The organism is Mycobacterium sp. Dal123C01 (genome assembly GCF_052566995.1).
Genome location: NZ_CP199580.1, coordinates 4,567,294 through 4,586,908, shown reverse-complemented (window position 1 = coordinate 4,586,908; position 19,615 = coordinate 4,567,294). Strand labels below are relative to the sequence as shown.

Here is a 19,615-nt window from a genome sequence, read left to right as displayed (position 1 = left end):
GCCGTTCAGAGTGCGGTCAAAAACTAACGTATCGTGCTGGCGTCGTGCTGGCTTCCAGCTCCGGCGGTACCGGAACGCATCCGCCGGCCAAGCCAGCGGTACACCGCATGCCGTGCAAAGGCATTCAAACGCGCTCGCATGCTGCCGATCAGCAGGTGCCGTCGATCGAGCAGTCCGGGGTTCTCAGCGGCCATCGCGCGAAAAAAATCGATGACCTGACTGGCCTGGGTTTGTATCTGCGTGCGGGCACTCTCCTGAGCCGCGTTGAGGCGAAATGCCCAGAGCGACTGGGGTACTGCGACGAGAGTGCCATTGCTTTGAAGCAGCACCGCGGAGTAGGTCATCAGATCTAGGAGGTATGGGAAGCGGGGATCCCAACCACCGGCGTCGATAAGGGCGGCGCGCCTGAACAAAACCGATGGCGGCTCGCCGAAAATGTTGGTGCCAGCGAGCGCGCTGTGCCGGATAGCGGTAGCGCCGGTGACTTCGCCGCTTAGTCCGGCCAACCCACGGTTCCGGAGCACGATCCGTCCGCCGGCGTCGATGACATCTTTGGAACTAACAGCCAGCACCGCTGACGGGTGCGCTGTCAATTCCTTGACAAGCACCTCGAGGTTATCGGGGTAGAGCACGTCGTCGGCGCAGACCAACTTTACGAATTCACCCATGGCGAGACCGGTGACGTGGTTGAAGTTCTCCGGCCCTGGAATGGTGGAAGGTAATCGAGTCAACCGGACCCGGGGGTCGTCGGCGTAACGCTGCAGGGCCCCCCAGGTGCCATCGGTGGACGCGTTGTCGGAAACCACCAGTTCGAAGTCGCGAAAAGTCTGCGCCAAAATCGACTGCACCGTCGCATCGATATACGAGACGCCGTTGTACACCGGCACGACGACCGATACCAATGGCGTCAAGACGCTGCCTCCTGCTGCTCGGCCAGGTCGAATCGGACGGGCTTACGGCCGGGACGAACCGCTCCGATAATCGAACCGGGTGTGGGTCACGGGCTGTAACTTAGTTCCTGACTTATCCTGCCCGCTAGGCTTCTCGCATATCGTGCGGCATATCCCCGGTAGCGGCCGCGGATACTGCAAAGATGCGCCGAAACCGCGAACGTCGTTTGCTGCAGCTGGGGTGCGAGACATGATAACTTTCAGTGCTGTGCCGGCATACAAGACTGCGGTGTCGACGATGAACCTGGCTGAGGCGCAGCTCGTTTGCCCCCAGGCTGCTCCGATGAGGGCTTGGCCGAGATGAGCCTCATGGCGGCGGTGAAAGCCCGGTTGGGGAGGCCTGTGCTGCTTAACTTGCGCCCGTTGCGCGACCGCCGGGCCGACGAGGCGGGCCGCTGCGTGGCCTGCGGCTCCGACACCACTTTTGCCTTTAATTCCTGGACCATCCCCGACGAAATGCACGCTTTTTGGGCGGAACCCAGCGTATCGCGCGCCTACACGCGACGCGAGAGCACGTTCTGCCGTTTCTGTTGCAGCAACGGGAGAGTGCGGCGGATCGCCGAGGTTCTTGTCGATCTCTACGGTCCACGCGGGTGTGGATCGTTCGCTGAACTGGTCGAGGATGCTGCTTTCCGCGAGCGCGACGTCGCCGAGATAAACACAATCGGCTCGCTCGGATCGCTGCACGCCCTGCTGCGGCGGCTACCACGGCTCGCGTTCTCCGACTACCGGGGCCCTGATCGCCTGGGTGAGGTTATCGACGGCACCCGCAACGAAGACATCTGTCGCCTGACTTACCCCGATGCTGCCTTCGACATCGTCCTGTCGTCTGACACGTTGGAGCATGTCCCCGACTTCCGGGCCGCGCTGGCCGAAACGCGGAGGGTCCTGCGGCCTGGAGGCCGCCATATCTTCACGGTGCCGGTCCTGTGGATGCGTGCGACCACGGAAGCACGGGCCCGGATAGGCGACGACGGCGAGATTGAGCACCTGATGCCGGCCCTCTACCACGGTAGGGGCAGTGGCGCTTACCGCTACATTCCGGTCGGGGTCGACATGCTGGCGTTCACCGAATTCGGCCGCGACATCGTCGATTACGTGCGCGACGCGGGCTTCGAACCTGAGGTTTATGCCGGCGCCGACGACGGCACAGGTGCCGAGATGGTATTCGCGGGGCGCGTTCCCGAGTGACTGCGAGTGGCATGCAGGCAGACGCGCCCACGGTGGCCCCGGAGCACATCACCTCATTCGACCGCCTCGAATGACAGAATTCGACCTGCCGTCCGAATCGGCACCGCCGGGACCGCTGATCCGGCTCGTCCACGACCAGCGCGTGGCATTTCTGGTCGTCGGAGGCATCAACACCGTCGTCGGATTCGGGATCTTCGTCGCCTGCTCGCTGACGGTGGGCCATTTAATCGACCGCCGGTTCGGCACGGTTGCCGGGTCGCTGGTGACGGTTGGCCTCTCGCATGTATTGAGCGTGCTATTCGCGTTCGTGATGCATCGCCGATTGGTGTTCCGCGTTCGCGGCCACGTACTGCGCGACCTGCTGCGTTTCGAGAGTGTCTACCTCACCTCGTTTGGCATCAACGCCGTCGCCCTGACAGGCCTCGTCGCGCTGGGCGTGCACCGTATCCCAGCGCAAGCAATCGTCTTCCTGCCTACCCTGTTACTGAATTACGTTGGCCACCGCTACTTTTCGTTCCGACGTAGTGTCGCCGACGCTAGCAACGCCGACACTCAGGACGAGACGTCGCGTACCTAGGGGTGCCCGCGGGATGCCGATTAGGGCGTGGTCGTGGAGGCAGGCTCGGGCGACACGGGTGTTGTGGAGAGCTCCGTTGTTGACGCGTCGGTCGCCGGTTTTCGCGCGTACGTGACGATGATGACCGCCAAGGTCACGAGCCAGAGCATCGGCACCAGCGTCGCCGTGGTGAGCACCGTGAGCTCCTGTATTGGCGGGCCGTCCTTTCGATACAGCAGGACCTGCATCGGCGGGCTCGGCAGCGCAATCGTCGCGATGGTGAGGGCGGTGGACACACTCAACCAGATGCCGACCGTGCGATGCTGCCCGGCCACAGTCGTGAGTCGCTCGAAAATCCCGGAGCCCGGCGGCCCGTCTGGATCTCGCACCAAGAGCGCCGCGATCGGTAATGCGAACACGAAGTAGTAGCTCATGGCCACGATGGGGAACAGGGCTGCAGTGACCAGCAGCGCGATGCCGGCCATGACAGGGGGGATGCGCCGTCCCAGAGCCAGCACGCCGACGACGACAAGGACGAGAACCACGTACCCGATCAGCGCACGCGGACCAGCCAGGTAGCCGTCGGGCATTTTGCCGCCCGTTTGCATGAACATGAGAATGTCCGGCGCCAGGAGGAGCGATCTGCCGAACGAGACGTTCGAGGTTGCGACAACCCCGACGCTGCCTCCTGCATACCCAAGCGTGCTGGCAGCCGATTGCATGATGGTGTGCGGAAAGTCTTGCGGCCACAACAGATATGCGGCGGCGTTCAAAACCACGGCGCCGCCGATGGCAATGCCGCCCCACCGCCACTGCCGGGCGGCGAACAGCACGATGGCCAGGACAACGAACTGCGGTTTCAGCAGCGCGGCGAGCACGACCATCACCGCGACGAGTCCCCATCGTTGCCGAACCAGTGCAAGCAGAAACACCAGGCCGATCGGAGCTAGGAAACCGACCGAGTTTGCCCTATCGATCACCGACCACACTGGAACGGCTGCGGCGCCGCACGCCACGAAAACCACGATCCGCTCGAGACCACGCGCGCCGCGAGCCGCCCACATAGCGGGCGAAAGGACAGCAATGGTCAAAGCGAGCAGGTAACCCAACAAACCGACGACCGGCGCACCCAGTAATTTGCCGAACAGCCCGAAAATCAGTGGTGGCAGCGTTCCGGCCGCCGGGTAGTTGTTCACCACTGTCTGGTGGATGTCCGGCTGCATAACTATCTCGAACGGCTGCCATGGATTGGCGCGCATGCCGAACATCACTTCGTAGGCGTAGTCGCTGAAGCAGTGCCGACCGATGTTCGTGCCCCAATCGAGGTAGCAGTCGGCGTAGGGGAAGGCGAGCAACGACGAAATGGCATCGATCGCGAAGTATTGCGTGATAACAAAACCCGTGAACCCCGAAAGCGCCGATGCCAGCAGGATAGTGCCGAGAAGAATCGTGCGCGCCGATTGGCCGGTAATGGCTGTGTACCCTTCGCGGATCCCCGTGATCGGGCTGCGGAGCAACTTGGCGGGTCGATTCATCTGCAATCTCCTCGGTTCTGCGCGAAACGAAGCAGGAGCAGGGGTCCAGCCGCCACCGGGCAGCCTCGACCCGTACGGGTGGCAGACTACCGGGTGCAGCAACGCCGCTGCGCGAGGATGAGAAAAGATGTTCACTGCAGATCCGGGTCAGACTTTGAAGAATGTTTTCCCGCCGCGGCTCCTCGGCTCGGCCATGATTGTCACATCGACTCTCGGGAGGGAACATGGGTCCGGCGACCGCGCACTATGACGTAGGCGTCATCGGCCTCGGCTACGTCGGCCTGACGCTCGCGACGGTGCTGGCCGAGGCGGGCAACACAGTGATCGGCGTGGAGAAGCGGTCAGCGGTGGTTGATCAGACCAACGCCGGCATCCCGCACTTCTCCGAAACCGGATTACCGGAAGCTCTGTCTCGGGTCGTCGGCTCGGGCGCCTTGGTGGCCGTCGAGCAACTAAGCCCAGATGCGGTCTGCGACACGTACATCATTACGGTCGGGACACCCTTGTCCAGCGATGGGCTCGTCCGTACCGACATGATCGAGGCAGCCACCCGCGAAGTCACTGCGAACATGGGCGACGGCGCGCTGGTGATCCTCCGTTCCACAGTCAAAGTCGGGACCACCCGCGATGTCGTGTCGCCGATACTCGCGGCATCCGGAAAGCGCTTTGACATCGCGATGTGCCCGGAACGAACTCTCGAGGGACGAGCCCTACAGGAACTGCGAGAGTTGCCGCAGATCGTCGGCGCGGACGATCCCGCCGTCAGCGATCGTGCCGCGGCTGTCTTTCGACGGCTGACCAATTCCCTCGTGCAGGTGTCGAGCCCCGAGGCTGCCGAAATCATCAAGCTTGTCGACAACACGTATCGCGATGTGCACTTCGCCTTTGCCAATGAAGTGGCGCGATTATGCGATGCCTTCGGGGTCAATGCGCACGAGGTGATCTCCTCCGGGAAGTTGGGTTACCAGCGGACCAACGTGCCGCTGCCTGGGCTCGTGGGTGGTCCATGTTTGGAGAAGGATCCACACATCCTGCTGCAGAGCGCGCAAAGCCGCGGAATCACATTGGAGATCACCGTCGCAGGCCGGCTCGTCAACGAGCGACAGCCCGCGGAGACCGTCAAATTCATCAGCGACGAAATCGCCCGACGCAATCTGCCGTCGCCGCTGGCCATCTGCATGCTCGGAATGGCCTTCAAAGGCATCCCGGCCACCGATGATCTCCGCGGATCGATGTCCATCAAGGTGCTCGATGAACTCAAGAAGGCTCATCCGGATGCCGAGATTCGCCTGTTCGACCCGGTCATCACGCCCGAGTATTTGACGACGACGTTCCCCGACGAGCGCACATTTGCCCGACTCGGCGACGCCGTGAGCGGTGCCTCCGTGGTCGTCATCGCCAACAACCATCCCGATCTCGGCAGGATTTCTCCGCGCACGATCAGCGAGTTCACTGCTCCCGACGGCTTCGTGTTCGATTACTGGAATCACTTCAGTCACTTACCAACGTCCGAGCTGGGCAACTCGTACTTCGCGGTGGGCAACAGCAGGCTGGTGCACTGATGGGCACTCGTGTGGTGGTGACGGGTGGCAGCGGGTTCATCGGCGCCTACTTGGTCAGACGTCTTGTCCGTGATGGCTGGGACGTTGCCGTCATCGACACCATGGTGCGCGGCGAGGCCGGGCGCCTGGCCGAAGTCGCGGACGATATCGAACTCTTCACGTGCGACGTCCGCGACCACGACGCACTCGCGACGGCGTTCGCCGGCGCCGAGGTGGTCATGCACCTCGCGGCGATCAACGGAACCGAGAATTTCTACAAACGCCCAGAGCTGGTGCTGGACGTGGGATTACGCGGTGCATTGGCGGTGGTCAACGCCGGGCGGAACGCCGGCGTGCCCGATCTGGTCGTCGCCTCGAGCGCGGAGGTGTATCAGACCCCCTCGGTCGTGCCCACTCCGGAGACGATTCCACTCATGCTGCCGGACAGCCTGAACCCGCGATATTCGTATGGCGGCTCGAAGATCGCCACCGAGTTGATCGCATTCGACTACGCACAAGAGCACTACCGCAAGGTTCAGGTATTTCGCCCACACAATGTGTACGGCCCCGACATGGGCTACAAGCACGTGATCCCTCAATTCATCGCCCGGGCCACGGCGGCCCGGGACGCGACATCGAGTGGACCGGCGCCTTTTGAGATCCAGGGCGACGGCACCCAGACCCGCGCGTTCTGCTACGTCGATGACATCGTCGATGGTGTGCTCACCATGTACGAGAACGGTGGGCACCGCGAGGTCTTCCACATCGGCAATGACGAAGAGGTGTCCATCCGTGACCTCGCCGTCCGGGTCGCGAAGGCGGTGGGGGTCGAGGTGGAGATTTGTCCTACCGAGGAGGCGGAGGGCGGGACACCGCGCCGGTGCCCGGACATCGGGAAGATGCGAGCCCTCGGTTATCAGCCCGTCGTCGACCTCGACGACGGGCTGAAACGTACCGCCGATTGGTACCTTCGACACCGCGGCGACGTCGTGACCAATGAGTTGATGTGAGGTGGCAATGGAGCTAGGTTCGCGGATTTATGTCGCTGGTCACCGCGGCATGGTGGGCTCCGCGATCACTCGACGGCTTCGCAGCGATGGGTTCACGGACGTCGTGACCCGCACGCACGACGAATTACCACTCGACGACCACTCGGCAGTCGAGGATTTCTTCGCCGCGCAGCGCCCGGAGTACGTCGTCCTCGCGGCCGCGAAAGTTGGTGGAATCGTTGCGAATGCGACCTACGGCGCCGACTTCATCCGGGAGAACCTCAAGATCCAGACGAATGTCATCGACGCCGCCTACCGGTACGGCGCAACCAAGTTGCTCTTCCTGGGGTCGAGTTGCATCTATCCAAGAGACGCCGATCAACCGATTCGTGAGGAGGCGCTGCTCACGGGACCGTTGGAGGAAACCAACTTGCCCTACGCAATCGCCAAAATTGCCGGCAAGACGATGTGTGACGCTTATCGAAACCAGTACGGCTTCAACGCATTCACGGTGATGCCGTCGAATGTCTACGGCATCGGCGACAATTTTCATCCCGAACACTCCCACGTCGTGGCGGGCATGCTCCGCCGGTTCCACGAGGCCAAAATGGCAGGCGCCGACGAGGTGGTCGTATGGGGGAGTGGTACGCCGTTGCGTGAGCTCATCGATGCCGACGACCTCGCGGATGCGTGTGTCTTACTCCTGCGTTCTTACGACAGCGGCGGGATGATCAATGTTGGTTCAGGTGAAGAGGTTTCGATTCGAGATCTCGCTCTTTTGATCAAGTCCATCGTCGAGTTCGAAGGGCGCGTCGAGCTCGACCGATCCCGCCCAGATGGCACGCCACGAAAGATTATGGACAACACCAAACTCACGGCACTCGGATGGCGCCCGACGGTGAGTATTGAAGCCGGTCTTAAAAAGATGTACGGCTGGGTGCTTGAGTCAGATGCGTTGCGCCTGAACTGATTATCGTGGAGCTCTGCACAAGTGGTGCGCCCGCAGATCGCCCTGTCGTCTGTGAGCGAAGCCACCTGCCCAAGGGTCTCGACATGTTAGTGTTACGCAGTGCCTTTGTTGGACAATGCCCGTTTGATCGCGCGTGGTCTCTCCCTCGAGGTGCCACGCTACTTTTCTGAGCGGGCATGGAAACGCGAGTTCGTTAACCAGCTCAAATCACGTCAGGTAGACGCTGTTTTAGATGTTGGCGCCAACTCCGGCCAGTACGCGCTGGGTCTGCGCAAGGGGGGCTACAAGGGGCGCATCGTCTCGTTCGAACCTTTGGCGGGGCCATTTTCCGATTTGCAAAACAACGCATCGAAAGATCCGCTGTGGGATTGCCGGCGGTATGCACTGGGCGATGTCGATGGAACAATCTCGATCAATGTCGCGGGCAATTCCGGCGAGAGCAGCTCCGTGTTGCCGATGCTGAAAAGCCACCAAGATGTCTTTCCGGCAGCGAATTATGTTGGCGCCGAAGAGGTGCCGATACACCGGCTTGACACTGTGGTGCCGGAGATTCTGCGGCCGGCGGATCGGATTTTTCTCAAGATCGACGTCCAAGGGTTTGAGAAGCAAGTGCTCGCCGGGAGCAAGTCAACGGTGACCGATCGCTGCGTCGGCATGCAACTCGAACTCTCCTTCCTGCCGTTGTATGAAGGCGGGATGCTTATCCGCGAAGCGCTGGATTTAGCCTACTCATTGGGCTTCACACTGACCGGAATGCTGCCGTGTTTCACAGACATTCGAAACGGGAGAATGTTGCAGGCCGACGGCATATTCTTCCGCGAGGACGATTGAATGAGCCGGGGGAGGGACGAGTCCGTATGCCGAAAAATGTGAGTCGAGCATGAGCGCGCCAATGTTTTCGATCATCGTCCCCACCTGGAAGGCGGCTGCGCACGTCGGTGCCTGCGTCGAGAGTCTGCTCCGCCAGACCTACAGCGATTTTGAGCTGGTGGTGGTGGACGGAGCCTCGACGGACGGGACGCTCGACATTGTGAAAAGCTTTGCCCCCGATTTCGGCCCACGCTTGATCGTCCATAGCGAGCCCGATCAAGGCATCTATGACGCGATGAACCGCGGCGTCGGGTTGGCGTCGGGGGCGTGGTTGCTCTTTCTGGGGTCGGACGACACCCTGCACGAGCCCGAGACGCTGGCCCGCGTGGCCGCTTTCATCGACGGCCACGAGCCCAGCGACTTGGTGTACGGCGATGTGATCATGGGCTCGACCGGGGCCCGCCACGCCGGGGCGTTCGACTTGGACCGTTTACAGTTCGAGACCAACATCTGCCATCAATCGATCTTCTATCGTCGGGAGCTGTTCGCCGGCATCGGCCCGTACAACCTGCGTTACCCCATCTGGGCCGACTGGGACTTCAATATCCGCTGCTTCTCCAATCCGGCGCTTGCCATCCGGTACATGGATATTGTCGTCGCCGACTACAACGACATGACCGGGCTCAGCATGCGGACGGGCACGGACAAGGAGTTCAGGAAGCGGCTGCCGATGTATTTCTGGGTGGCGGCCATGGAGACCGGCGGCAGAATGCTGACGTTCTTCAAGGAAAAAGAGAACCGCCAGCTCGCGGTGCGTGCATGGCGCACACGATTTAAGGCCGCGTCGAAGGCGCGGGCAGACAACGCCGGAGCGTAGCTCGTCTCGTCACAAGTTGCTGGTCTCGGCGCAGATCCGATAACCGCGCAAGCCGATGGGGACGAATATCGCGAGCATCACGATCATCCAGACGACAGTTATCGCTAGCGGCAACACGATGGGACCGCCGTAGGCCAGTGCGCGCATCGTCTCGATTGGCGGCGATATCGGCTGGAAGCGGACAAACGGCCGAAGCCAATCCGGGAACATCCCGATGGGTGTGGTTCCCGGATTGACGAATGCCAACGTGACGGTCCCGCCCATGATCCAGGTCAACACGGCAGGGCTGCTGGTGCGAAGGACGAGCGCGATCACCATCGCCGTGAACCCGACCACCATGATCGACGGAATCAGAATGTACAGCAGCAACGCGACCCAGCCGTGGGTGAAGCGCAACCCCATCGCCACACCGAGAGCAGTGATCAGGACCGTCCCGAGGAGTGAGCGCGCTGCCTCCGCGGTGAGCCGCCCCGTCAGCGCGCTTGTCCGGTGTACCGGAAGCACCCACATGCGGCTGAGCAGCCCCGACTGACGGTCCATCGTGATGCCGACCGCGTTGCCCAAGGCGCCGAACAGCGCGGACAGCACTGCGCAGAACGGGACCAGGCCGTAAAGGCTGTCCACGCCGGTGACCTTGCGTACCTGCTCGCCCAACACCACTTGGTAGAGAAGCAGAAGAAAGATAGGTAAGAGCAGCGAGCCCATCATCGTTGCTCGGTCGCGCCGCCACCGGAGGAGGAGTCGAACGGCTTGCAACCAGCTCTGGATCAGCAAGGAGCCTTGCTCTGCGGGCCGCGACGTCACGCGCTGCGCCTCTGCATCCGTAGCGTGATCGCGCCGAAGACCAGCACCATGCCGAAGCACCAGGCCAGACTGATGGCCAAGGTGCTGACCACGAAGTGCCCGCTGCCGAGGCCGCGCAGCGTCTCGGCGACCTGGGAGATCGGTTGGTTCCGTACCCACGGGCGCAACCAGGCAGGGAAGGTCTTTTCCGGGGCAATTCCGGTGGACAGCAAGAACAGCAGCAACTGGGGGACAAACAGCATGTAGCTGGCTCCCTGCAGGCTGTTTGAACTAGACCCCAGTGCGTCGGCGCCCAGCCCCACCGCCAGGCATAGCAGCAATGCGATGAATACGAAAGTCACCGCATAGGCCGGCCCGCCGGTCATCCGGAATCCGAAGGCATAGCCGGCGGCCAACGCGACCAAAAGAGCTAGTACTGCCCGGATTTGGGTAGCGGCCATGCGGGCGGTCACCGGGGTTGCGGCGGAGATCGGCTGCGTCCGCAAACGCACGCCCAGCCCACTCAGGTGGTCACGAATCGCACGGTCCGCGGTGAGCAGTCCGACAAAAATCATCGACTGGACGACCACGGCGGGCACCAGATACTGCGAATAGCTCACCGGGCCGGTGTCGATCAAGCCGTGCAGGGCCACACTGAAGCCGGCCAGGTACGCGATCGGCGAGAGAACCTCGAAAATCATCTCGCCGTCGCGCGTCGCTGACACCAGCGACCGTTCGGTGAGAGCGGCCAAAGCGCTCATGATTGGGTGACGGCCCGCTCAGTGATGTGCAGGAAGGCCTCGTCGAGTGAGGGTTTGCGCAGCGAGATATCGGCGAGTTCGACGCCCAGCGCGTCGACCCGGCGAAAGACCTCGGCCAGCGTTGCCACTCCGTCCGGGGCTAGCACTGACACCGAGTTGGTGTCGTCATCGACCTCGATGCCGTTGAGTCCGGTCATCGCCGCCGCGACCTGAGGCAGGTCTGCTGGATTGGCCGGACTCACCTGGCAGTAGCTGGTGCCTACCCTGCGCTTGAGGTCCTCGGCGGTGCCGCTGGCGATCACCTTTCCTTGGTCGATAACGACGATCGAGTCGCTCAGTATGTCGGCCTCATCCAGGTACTGCGTGGTCAGCAGCACGGTGATGCCCTGCTCGGCCAACGAACTCACCAGCGCCCAGACGTCGCGGCGACTGCGCGGATCAAGGCCGGCGGTCGGCTCGTCGAGGAAGAGCACCTTGGGCAGGACCATCAGGGCGCCGGCCAGGTCGACGCGTCGCTGCATGCCTCCGGAATACGTGGATACATGGCGGTCGGCGGCCGCGACGAGGTCGAACCGTTCGAGCAGTTCGTCGGCGCGGGCCTTTGCCTCACGGCGACGCAGGCCCCGCATCCTGCCGAACAGCACCAGGTTCTCCCGGGCGGTGAGCAACGAATCCAACGCAACGAACTGTCCGGTCATCGAGATGCTTGACCGCACCCGGGCGGGCTGGCGGGCGACGTCGTATCCGGCGACGGTGGCGCTGCCGGAATTGGGGCGGAGCAGTGTGGACAGGATGTTGATGGTTGTTGTCTTACCCGCGCCATTGTGGCCGAGCAGGCCGCATACCGTTCCGGCCGGAACCGAGAAACTTACGCCGGACAGCGCAGACGTTTTTCCGCCGAAAGTCTTTGTGAGATCTGCAACCTCGATTGCCAGTGGATGCACGGTACGGAGTATCTCATGTTCGTCCCGGCCTCTTGGCCGTATTGGTGGTAGATGACGCTGGCCCCCGCGATTGCCTTTCAATCGCCACGACAAACTCTGGCGCGCAACCATTTACACATTGTTGCCAAAGTGCTCAGACTTTGCTCCGCAGGGAAATCGGCGCGGCCGGTTAGACCGATTGCCTCGGGATCTCGGCGGTGGGCGCTTCGTCGGGGTGCTCCTGGCCCAGCAAAGCACGGACCACCGGCCGCGTGCCTTCAGGCCGCAGCATTTGACTGGACGGGCGCGGACGGACTATCTGGGGCCACCAGAACCAACGGCCGAGCAGCGCGGCGATGGTGGGAGTCATGAACGAGCGCACGATCAGGGTGTCGAACAACAGGCCCAAGCCGATGGTCGTGCCGACCTGGCCGATGATCAGCAAATCGCTGGACGCCATCGAAGCCATGGTGAAAGCGAACACCAGGCCGGCGTTGGTGACGACCTTGCCGGTACCGCCCATTGCGCGGATGATGCCGGTTTTTATGCCGGCACCTATTTCTTCTTTCATCCGGGATACGAGCAGCAAGTTGTAGTCAGACCCCACCGCCAGAAGGACGATCACAGACATGGGCAGGACCATCCAGTACAACTTGATGCCCAAAATGTACTGCCAGATGAGCACCGAAAGTCCGAACGATGAGCCGAGCGAAAGAGCCACCGTACCCACGATGACCAGCGCGGCCACGAAACTGCGGGTGATGATCAGCATGATGGTGAAAATCAGGCAGAGAGCGCCGATTCCCGCGATCAATAGATCGAATTTGGAGCCGTCTTTGAAGTCCTTGAAGGTCGACGCGGTACCGGCCAGATAGATCTTGGCGTCTTCCAGGGGCGTCGTCTTGAGCGCTTCTTCGGCCGCCGTCTTTATTTTGTCGACGCGGTCCACGCTGTCGGGCGATGCGGGATCACCCTTGTGGGAAATGATGAATCGGGCCGCCTTCCCGTCGGGTGACAAGAATTGAGCCATCGCCTTCTGGAAGTCGGGGTTCTTGAAAACCTCCGGAGGCAGGTAGAACGAATCGTCGTTTTTAGAGTTGTCGAACGCCTGGCCCATGGTGGTGGCGTCCTTGTTGTCGACGTCCACCTGGCTAATGATTCCGGACATCGTGCTGTGCATTGTCTGCGTCGTCGTCTTGAAGAACGCCATTGATGCGATCAACTCCGGATACTGCTCCAGGAGCTGCGGCAGCAGCGCATCCATTTTGTGGAGATCCACCAGGAGATCACTGAGTTTATCGGTCAGGTCGTCGATTCCGTCGAGCGTGTCAAATATCGACCTCAAGGACCAACATACGGGGATATCGAAGCAGTGTTTTTCCCAGTAGAAGTAGCTTTTAATTGGTCTGAGGAAATCTTCAAAATCCGCAAAATGGTTGCGCAGCTCGTACAAGATCGCGGTCATTTGGTCGGTTTTGGTGATCGAGTCGTGCGTAAGGGCTGTCAGTTGCTTCTGGAACTCGTAAAGGCGCTTCATCGACGCCATCTGCACGTCCATCATGGCGATCTGCTGGAGCATGTCGTCCATACGGGCTTTCATGTACTTGATATTTTGCATCTGGGCCGAGTTTTGCATGCTGAGCATGAAGGGTATCGAGGTGTGCTCAATCGGCGTTCCCTCAGGCCGGGTTATGCCCTGAACCCGGGCAATTCCTGGAACTTTGAATATTCCCCTCGCCAGCCTGTGCAGGACGATGAAATCGGCCGGGTTGCGCATATCGTGATCGGATTCGATCATCAGAATTTCAGGCAACATCCGTGCTTGGGAGAAATGACGGTCAGCGGCCGCGTAACCGACATTCGCTGGAATATCGTCGGGCATATAGAGCCGGTTGTTGTAGCTCGTCTGATAACCCGGCAGCGTCACCAACCCAACCAGCGCGACGGCAATGGTCGCGATGAGAATGGGCACCGGCCAGCGGACGATCGCCGTGCCGATTCGGCGCCAGCGACCGAAGCGGATCGCCCGCGTGGGGTCGAGTAACCCGAAGCGGCCTCCGAGAGTCAGGACCGCCGGCACCAACGTCAGCGCGATCACGACGGAAACGACCAACCCGATGGCGCACGGCATGCCCATGGTCTGGAAGATGGGCATCCGGGTGAAGCTCAGACACAACATTGCTCCGGCGATCGTCAAACCAGAGCCCAAAACGACGGGAACAACCCCGCGGAACGTGTTGTAGTACGCCGTTTCCCGATCCTCGCCGGCCTGGCGCGCCTCTTGATATCGGCCGAAGAAGAAGATGCCGTAGTCGGTTCCGGCCGCCATCGCCAGAGCCACCAGCAGGTTGACGGCAAACGTCGATAACTGCACAAGACTGTGATCGCCGAGAAACGCGACGATTCCCCGGGCTGCGAGTACCTCGATCCCGACCGTGATCAACAACAGAATCACCGTAATGATCGACCGATAGACAAAAAGCAGCACCACGAAAATAATCGCCGCACCCACTGCGGTCATCTTGAGAATCGATCTATCCCCGGCTTGCTGCATGTCCGAAAACAGCGCCGAGGGACCGGTGACGTAAGCCTTGAGTCCGGGCGGCGGTGGATTCTTATCGATAATATTCCGGACCGAGGCGAGGGAATCCCCTCCCTCCGCCGTGCCCTGGTTGCCGGCCAGATTCATTTGGACGTATACGGCCTTACTGTCGGCGCTTTGTGCACCCGCCGCGGTGAGTCGATCTCCCCACAAATCCTGGACATGCTCGACATGTTTGGTATCGGCTTTTATCAGCCGCATCAATTTGTCGTAGTACTTGTGAGCGTTGTCCCCGAGCTCCTGTTGCCCCTCGATCACGAGCATCACGAAGCTATCCGAGTCCGACTCTTTGAAGACCTTGCCCATCCGCAGCATCGCCTGGACCGCCGGCGCGTCCTGCGGGGCCAACGGCACGGAGTGTTCGCGTCCCACCCGCTCCAGCGACGGAACTGCGAAAGTCACGAGCAGCGTCAGCGCCACCCAGCCCAGGATGGTGAACACCGAAAGATTGCGGAGCGCCCGTGCGACGCGCGGCTGCTGGACCGGGGGCGAAGCGTGTTCGGTGGCTATCGGTTCCGTGGTCATGCCGCGCTCACCGCGTTTCTTTCAGCAGCAACGAACGTACCAACGGGCGGGATCCCAACGGCCGCAGCATTTGGCTTGCGGGGCGGGTGCGCACTTGTTGCGGCCACCAGAACCACCGTCCCAGCAATGCCGCGACGGCCGGTGTCATGAAGGCGCGCACTACCAGGGTGTCGAAGAGCAGACCCATGCCGATCGTGGTGCCCAGCTGCGCGATGCTGCGCAGGTCGCTGACAGCCATGGATGCCATCGTGAATGCGAACACCAGGCCGGCGTTGGTGACCACCTTGCCGGTACCCGCCATTGCGCGGATGATGCCGGTGTTAATGCCGGCGGCTAGTTCCTCTTTCATCCGGGAGACAAGCAGCAAGTTGTAGTCAGAGCCCACGGCTAAGAGGACGATCACCGACATCGACAGGACCGTCCAGTGTATTTGCAGTCCCAGCAAATACTGCCAAACCAATATGGACAGCCCGAAGGACGCGCCCAGTGAAAGCAATACCGTACCCACGATAACCAGCGCGGCGAGAAAACTGCGCGTCATGATCAGCATGATGATGAAAATAAGGCAGAGCGCGGCGACTCCCGCGATCAACAGATCGTATTTGGCGCCGTCGACCAAGTCCTTCACCACCGCTGCGGTCCCGGTGAGGTAAATCTTCGAATCTTCCAGGGGAGTACCCTTCAGTGCCTCCTCGGCGGCCGTCCTTATTGGTTCGACCCGCGAGAGACCCTCCGGCGTTGCCGGATCACCCTTTTGCGCAATGAGCAGACGGGCGTTCTTCCCGTCCGGCGACAGGAAGATCTTCATGACGCGCTTGAAGGCGTCCGAGGTTTCGAGAATCCCCGGCGGCAGGTAGAAAGTGTCGTCATTTTTGGAGGAGTCGAATGCCTGCCCCATGGCGTTCGGACTAGCTCCGCTATTCACTTCCTGCTGGCCGATGGTCCCTGCCATGGTGCTATGCATCGTCAGCATCATGGTCCGCATGCTCTGCATGGTGTCGATCAGCTGCGGGATTTGCAGGACGAGCTGCGGCAAGAGCATATCCAATTTATCGAGGTCGCCCACCAATTCGATGAACTTGTCATTGACTTCGTCAACACCGTCGATTGCGTCAAACACGGATCTCAGCGCGAAGCAGACGGGAACATCGTAGCAATGCTTTTCCCAGTAGAAATAACTGCGGAGCGGTCTGAAGAAATCTTCGAAGTCCGAAACGCGATCTCGCAACTCCTCGGTGGATTTCTGAAGGATATGAGTTTGCCTGACCATGTCATGGGTCGTGGCGGTGAGCTCTTCCATCAGGCCTAACATGTGCTGCATCAGGCCGATCATTTTGCCCATTACTTCAGCCTGCTTCAGCATGTCATTCATGCGGTCCTTTTGGAACGCCATATTTGTCATCTGAGATGACTGCGACATGCTCATGATGTACGGAATGCTTGTGTGCGCGAGCGGGGTTCCCTCGGGCCGAGTCACGCTTTGCACGGTCGAAACGCCCGACACCGCCTGGATGCCCTTGGCCAATTGATTCAATACCAGCATATCCGTGGGGTTGCGTAGGTCGTGATCCGCTTCGACCAAAAGGATCTCAGGCATCATCATTCGCGACTCGGGAAAATGTCGGCCCGCAGCCGCATTCCCGACGCTGGCGGGAATATCATCGGGGATGAATTTCTGGTCGTCATAGCTGGGGTTGTATCCCGGCAGGGTCAGCAGCCCAATGAGGGCGATCGCTATTGTCGAGATGAGAATGGGTGCGGGCCAGCGAACGATCGCCGTGCCTATTCGTCGCCACCCCCGAACCCGGAGCCTCCGTTTCGGCTCGAAGAGGCCGAAACGGCCTCCGACAGCGAGAAGTGCCGGCCCGAGCGTGAGCGCGACCAGAACCGCGACGGCGATACCCACCGCGTTGGGAAGGCCCAGCGGCTGGAAATAGGGCAGACGGGTAAAGCTCAGGCAAAGAACCGCTCCGGCGATTGTCAAGCCGGAAGCCAAGACGACCTTCGCCACACTGCTGAACGTCGTATAGAAAGCGGTTTCGCGATCTTCGCCGTCCTGCCGGGCCTCCTGATATCGCCCGACGAAAAATATTCCATAGTCGGTTCCCGTGGCGATAACGGCGGCAACCAGCAGGTTAACGGCGAAGGTCGTGAGACCAATGACGCCGTGATAAGCGAGCAGTGCGACCATTCCGCGGGACACCGTCAGTTGTAGCCCGACCATCAGCAACAAAAGAATGACGGTAAAGAGCGATCGATAGACGAGCATCAACGTAATGAAAATTACTGAAAGGCTCGCGAGGGTGACCGTCGTGACGGTCTGTTGACCGGCTTTATTCATATCCGCGACGGTTGCCGCGGGCCCGGTCACATAGGTCTTGAGCCCAGGCGGGGTAGGCAGTCCCGCCACGATGCTCCGGATGGCCTGTACTGATTCGTCTCCCGCGGTCGCACCTTGGCTGCCGCCAAGGTTCAGTTGCGCGTATGCGGCCTTACCGTCGATGCTTTGCGCGGCGGCGGCAGTGACGGGATCGCCCCAGAAATTCTGGACATGCTGGACATGCTTGGTATCGGCTTCGAGCCGACGCACCAACTCGTCGTAGTACTTGTGGGCGTCCTGGCCGAGGGGTTGGTCGCCCTCCAACACGATCATCGCGAGCGCGCCGGAATTGGATTCCTTGAAGTCCTGGCCGAGGCGTCCCATCGCCTTAAAAGACGGCGCGTCTACGGGATTCAGCGAGACGGAATGCTGTTGCTCGACTATCTCCAGCGGGGGGACGCTGACGGTCAAGAAGACGGTGAGCCCAAGCCACCCCAAGATGATGAGGATCGAAAACCGGTGGATCGTCCGCGCCACGAAGGGTCGCGCGGGCCGCTCCGTGCCCATGTTTTCGTCGCTCATGCAGCCGTTAGGACGCAGTACGTGAAGGCGTTCACTTCATGCGAAACCTTCTCGGACTTGACGGTGCCATCCACGATGATGCGGCAGCCGATGGTTTCGGTATCACCTTGTGCCACCACGTTTCCCACGATGGACGGCAGTGTTGTCGAGAGATCCATCGACCACGGCAGCGTGACCGCGTTGACGTGCTGCGGGTCCGCGTTGACGTCGAAATAGCTGATGTCGGCCACGGTCCCCGGCGCTCCGAACACCTCATACTTCAAATGCTTGGGGTTGAACGGTTTGCTGTCTTTGACTCTGGTGTCGGCGTACGACTGGCGTTTCTCAGAGCCGAATACCCCGTGTAACCGCGACACCGTAAATCCGCCGGCAGTCAGCACCGCCACGATGAGCAGTGGGATCCAGATCCGTCCCAGGAACTTGAATGCTCCAGCTCCCGGATTCCGCCGGCCCTTTCGGGGCCCGTCGGGCGGTTGAGATCCGGGCGACGGCTGCCGACCGAACCGCCGGAAGCGGCCGGCAGGCTGGCTGACGTCCTGGCCCCCCTCGGCGGCGACGTCGGACCGGGCTCGAACATGGTGTTCGACCACCGCACCCCCTTCAAACCCGTTCACAGACTCGCTATGTCAGCCGCTCAACTGTAACTACACCTCGATCGCACACGCCAAGACCTGCGGCGGTCAGCTCAAACGAGCGGCGTTCGGCGGGTGCGACCAGATCTTGATGAGTAAACCATGCCTCTGGTCCCGACATCAGATCTTTGATAACCCGATATGGGATCGTAACTCGTAGTGCGTGCGTTACGGCACGGTATCAATGTGCTGCTCCCGCCCCCCGAGCGGGTGTCGTGTGCGTCATTGTTCCCGAGCAATGGTGATTCATATTACATTCCGTCCGCAGAAGGGGCACAGAAGGCCCGAACTGGTGGCGCCAGCTAACAATGTGCCGGGGTTGGCTGACGACGATGAGCGTGCGATTTGGCCGCTTTAGATCGACGTCGGCCGATCCGGCTGTGCGGGGAAAAATGGGCCCGCCCAATCGCGCGATGACATCGGTCTTCGCGCCCCGATGGGGCCGTGTCATGCCCCCGTCTACTCGCGTCTGCCGCGGCCTTCCGTAGCCGGGTTCCGGGGCTGATCTGGCGGGTCCCCGCAGCGGCCGGCTGCGACCGTATCTACTCCCGGCAACCAACAAGCAACGAGAGCTTTACCTGGTCGTCTTCTAGCCGTGAGTACCGTACTCTGGGCTGTCGATACACAGCCAAAGCCGTCGCTGCAGGTCACTGCACTCCGAGGCGTCGACGCCCGCGCGTTGCGCCGCACACCGAATTACCAACTGGTGTCACGAGTGCTTAACAGATCACACCGGGAAGTTTGTCGAAACCCCCGACCGAGCCTGTTGGCCTCCAGTATGGTTTGGAACGATCCCACTTATATCGAGAGAACGCCTGGAGAACTGTGAGCACCAATCCGTTCGACGACGATAATGGCAGTTTTTTCGTCTTGGTCAATGACGAGGAGCAACACAGCCTGTGGCCGACCTTCGCCGACGTTCCCGCTGGATGGCAGGTGGTTCACGGCGAAGCGGACCGGGCGGCATGTCTGGACTACATCGAGCAGAACTGGCCCGATATCCGGCCGAAGAGTCTGCGCGATCGGCTGGCAGCGGGTCGGAGTTTTGATAAGTAAACCGCCTGGGTA

Annotated in this window: 16 protein-coding genes; 8 read left to right on the top strand and 8 right to left on the bottom strand. The window is 61.1% G+C overall.

The annotated features are described in order from the left end of the window. Window positions 1-23: 23 nt before the first annotated feature. Window positions 24-911 (bottom strand): glycosyltransferase family 2 protein, encoded by an 888-nt coding sequence (locus ACTXG5_RS21430; protein WP_445160702.1) that lies wholly within the window; start codon window positions 909-911, stop codon window positions 24-26. 339 nt (window positions 912-1,250) lie between these two features. Here ACTXG5_RS21430 and ACTXG5_RS21425 point away from each other — a divergent pair, with 339 nt between their 5' ends. Both ACTXG5_RS21425 and ACTXG5_RS21420 read left to right on the top strand, forming a co-directional pair. Next, window positions 1,251-2,141, top strand: a complete 891-nt coding sequence (locus ACTXG5_RS21425) for a class I SAM-dependent methyltransferase (RefSeq protein WP_445164531.1) — start codon at window positions 1,251-1,253, stop codon at window positions 2,139-2,141. 70 nt (window positions 2,142-2,211) lie between these two features. Then, entirely contained in the window at window positions 2,212-2,718 is a 507-nt protein-coding gene (locus ACTXG5_RS21420) for a GtrA family protein (RefSeq protein ID WP_445160701.1), read from the top strand. Window positions 2,719-2,738: 20 nt separating this feature from the next. Here the strand turns inward: ACTXG5_RS21420 and ACTXG5_RS21415 are convergent, their stop codons facing one another. Then, window positions 2,739-4,232 (bottom strand): glycosyltransferase family 87 protein, encoded by a 1,494-nt coding sequence (locus tag ACTXG5_RS21415; protein WP_445160700.1) that lies wholly within the window; start codon window positions 4,230-4,232, stop codon window positions 2,739-2,741. Between the two features lie 224 nt (window positions 4,233-4,456). Here ACTXG5_RS21415 and ACTXG5_RS21410 point away from each other — a divergent pair, with 224 nt between their 5' ends. From ACTXG5_RS21410 to ACTXG5_RS21390, 5 genes are all read left to right on the top strand, one after another. Further along, window positions 4,457-5,794, top strand: coding sequence for a nucleotide sugar dehydrogenase (locus ACTXG5_RS21410; RefSeq protein ID WP_445160699.1), 1,338 nt, complete (start codon window positions 4,457-4,459; stop codon window positions 5,792-5,794). Next, entirely contained in the window at window positions 5,794-6,783 is a 990-nt protein-coding gene (locus ACTXG5_RS21405; RefSeq protein WP_445160698.1) for an NAD-dependent epimerase/dehydratase family protein, read from the top strand. The genes ACTXG5_RS21410 and ACTXG5_RS21405 overlap by 1 nt, the downstream gene beginning before the upstream one ends. Before the next feature lie 7 nt (window positions 6,784-6,790). Then, window positions 6,791-7,732, top strand: a complete 942-nt coding sequence (locus ACTXG5_RS21400) for a GDP-L-fucose synthase family protein (RefSeq protein ID WP_445160697.1) — start codon at window positions 6,791-6,793, stop codon at window positions 7,730-7,732. A gap of 99 nt (window positions 7,733-7,831) precedes the next feature. After that, entirely contained in the window at window positions 7,832-8,563 is a 732-nt protein-coding gene (locus ACTXG5_RS21395) for an FkbM family methyltransferase (RefSeq protein WP_445160696.1), read from the top strand. Between the two features lie 61 nt (window positions 8,564-8,624). Continuing rightward, window positions 8,625-9,419, top strand: coding sequence for a glycosyltransferase family 2 protein (locus tag ACTXG5_RS21390; protein WP_445160695.1), 795 nt, complete (start codon window positions 8,625-8,627; stop codon window positions 9,417-9,419). Between the two features lie 9 nt (window positions 9,420-9,428). On the opposite strand, the gene ACTXG5_RS21385 is transcribed toward ACTXG5_RS21390, so the two are convergent. The 6 genes from ACTXG5_RS21385 to ACTXG5_RS21360 form a co-directional block, all read right to left on the bottom strand. Continuing rightward, window positions 9,429-10,223 (bottom strand): ABC transporter permease, encoded by a 795-nt coding sequence (locus ACTXG5_RS21385; RefSeq protein WP_445160694.1) that lies wholly within the window; start codon window positions 10,221-10,223, stop codon window positions 9,429-9,431. After that, a complete protein-coding gene (locus ACTXG5_RS21380; RefSeq protein WP_445160693.1) occupies window positions 10,220-10,963 on the bottom strand; it encodes an ABC transporter permease in 744 nt (247 codons plus the stop codon). The genes ACTXG5_RS21385 and ACTXG5_RS21380 overlap by 4 nt, the downstream gene beginning before the upstream one ends. Continuing rightward, the gene (locus ACTXG5_RS21375) at window positions 10,960-11,907 is read right to left on the bottom strand and encodes an ATP-binding cassette domain-containing protein (protein WP_445160692.1); all 948 of its coding nucleotides are present in this window, start codon (window positions 11,905-11,907) and stop codon (window positions 10,960-10,962) included. Before ACTXG5_RS21375 ends, ACTXG5_RS21380 begins: the two co-directional genes overlap by 4 nt. 169 nt (window positions 11,908-12,076) lie before the next feature. Beyond that, on the bottom strand, window positions 12,077-15,013 hold the full coding sequence (locus tag ACTXG5_RS21370) for an MMPL/RND family transporter (protein WP_445160691.1): 2,937 nt from the start codon (window positions 15,011-15,013) through the stop codon (window positions 12,077-12,079). 7 nt (window positions 15,014-15,020) lie between these two features. Further along, a complete protein-coding gene (locus ACTXG5_RS21365; RefSeq protein WP_445160690.1) occupies window positions 15,021-17,915 on the bottom strand; it encodes an MMPL/RND family transporter in 2,895 nt (964 codons plus the stop codon). Next, window positions 17,912-18,331, bottom strand: coding sequence for an MmpS family protein (locus ACTXG5_RS21360; RefSeq protein WP_445164530.1), 420 nt, complete (start codon window positions 18,329-18,331; stop codon window positions 17,912-17,914). The genes ACTXG5_RS21365 and ACTXG5_RS21360 overlap by 4 nt, the downstream gene beginning before the upstream one ends. Before the next feature lie 1,041 nt (window positions 18,332-19,372). Here ACTXG5_RS21360 and ACTXG5_RS21355 point away from each other — a divergent pair. Then, window positions 19,373-19,603, top strand: a complete 231-nt coding sequence (locus ACTXG5_RS21355; protein ID WP_445160689.1) for an MbtH family protein — start codon at window positions 19,373-19,375, stop codon at window positions 19,601-19,603. The last annotated feature ends 12 nt before the right edge of the window (window positions 19,604-19,615 follow it).

Coding starts and splice junctions, on each gene's coding strand:
- ACTXG5_RS21425 (WP_445164531.1), top strand. CDS start 1,251: ATGAGCCTCATGGCGGCGGTGAAAGCCCGGTTGGGGAGGCCTGTGCTG.
- ACTXG5_RS21410 (WP_445160699.1), top strand. CDS start 4,457: ATGGGTCCGGCGACCGCGCACTATGACGTAGGCGTCATCGGCCTCGGC.
- ACTXG5_RS21400 (WP_445160697.1), top strand. CDS start 6,791: ATGGAGCTAGGTTCGCGGATTTATGTCGCTGGTCACCGCGGCATGGTG.
- ACTXG5_RS21365 (WP_445160690.1), bottom strand. CDS start 17,915: ATGAGCGACGAAAACATGGGCACGGAGCGGCCCGCGCGACCCTTCGTG.
- ACTXG5_RS21420 (WP_445160701.1), top strand. CDS start 2,212: ATGACAGAATTCGACCTGCCGTCCGAATCGGCACCGCCGGGACCGCTG.
- ACTXG5_RS21380 (WP_445160693.1), bottom strand. CDS start 10,963: ATGAGCGCTTTGGCCGCTCTCACCGAACGGTCGCTGGTGTCAGCGACG.
- ACTXG5_RS21405 (WP_445160698.1), top strand. CDS start 5,794: ATGGGCACTCGTGTGGTGGTGACGGGTGGCAGCGGGTTCATCGGCGCC.
- ACTXG5_RS21390 (WP_445160695.1), top strand. CDS start 8,625: ATGTTTTCGATCATCGTCCCCACCTGGAAGGCGGCTGCGCACGTCGGT.
- ACTXG5_RS21370 (WP_445160691.1), bottom strand. CDS start 15,013: ATGACCACGGAACCGATAGCCACCGAACACGCTTCGCCCCCGGTCCAG.
- ACTXG5_RS21415 (WP_445160700.1), bottom strand. CDS start 4,232: ATGAATCGACCCGCCAAGTTGCTCCGCAGCCCGATCACGGGGATCCGC.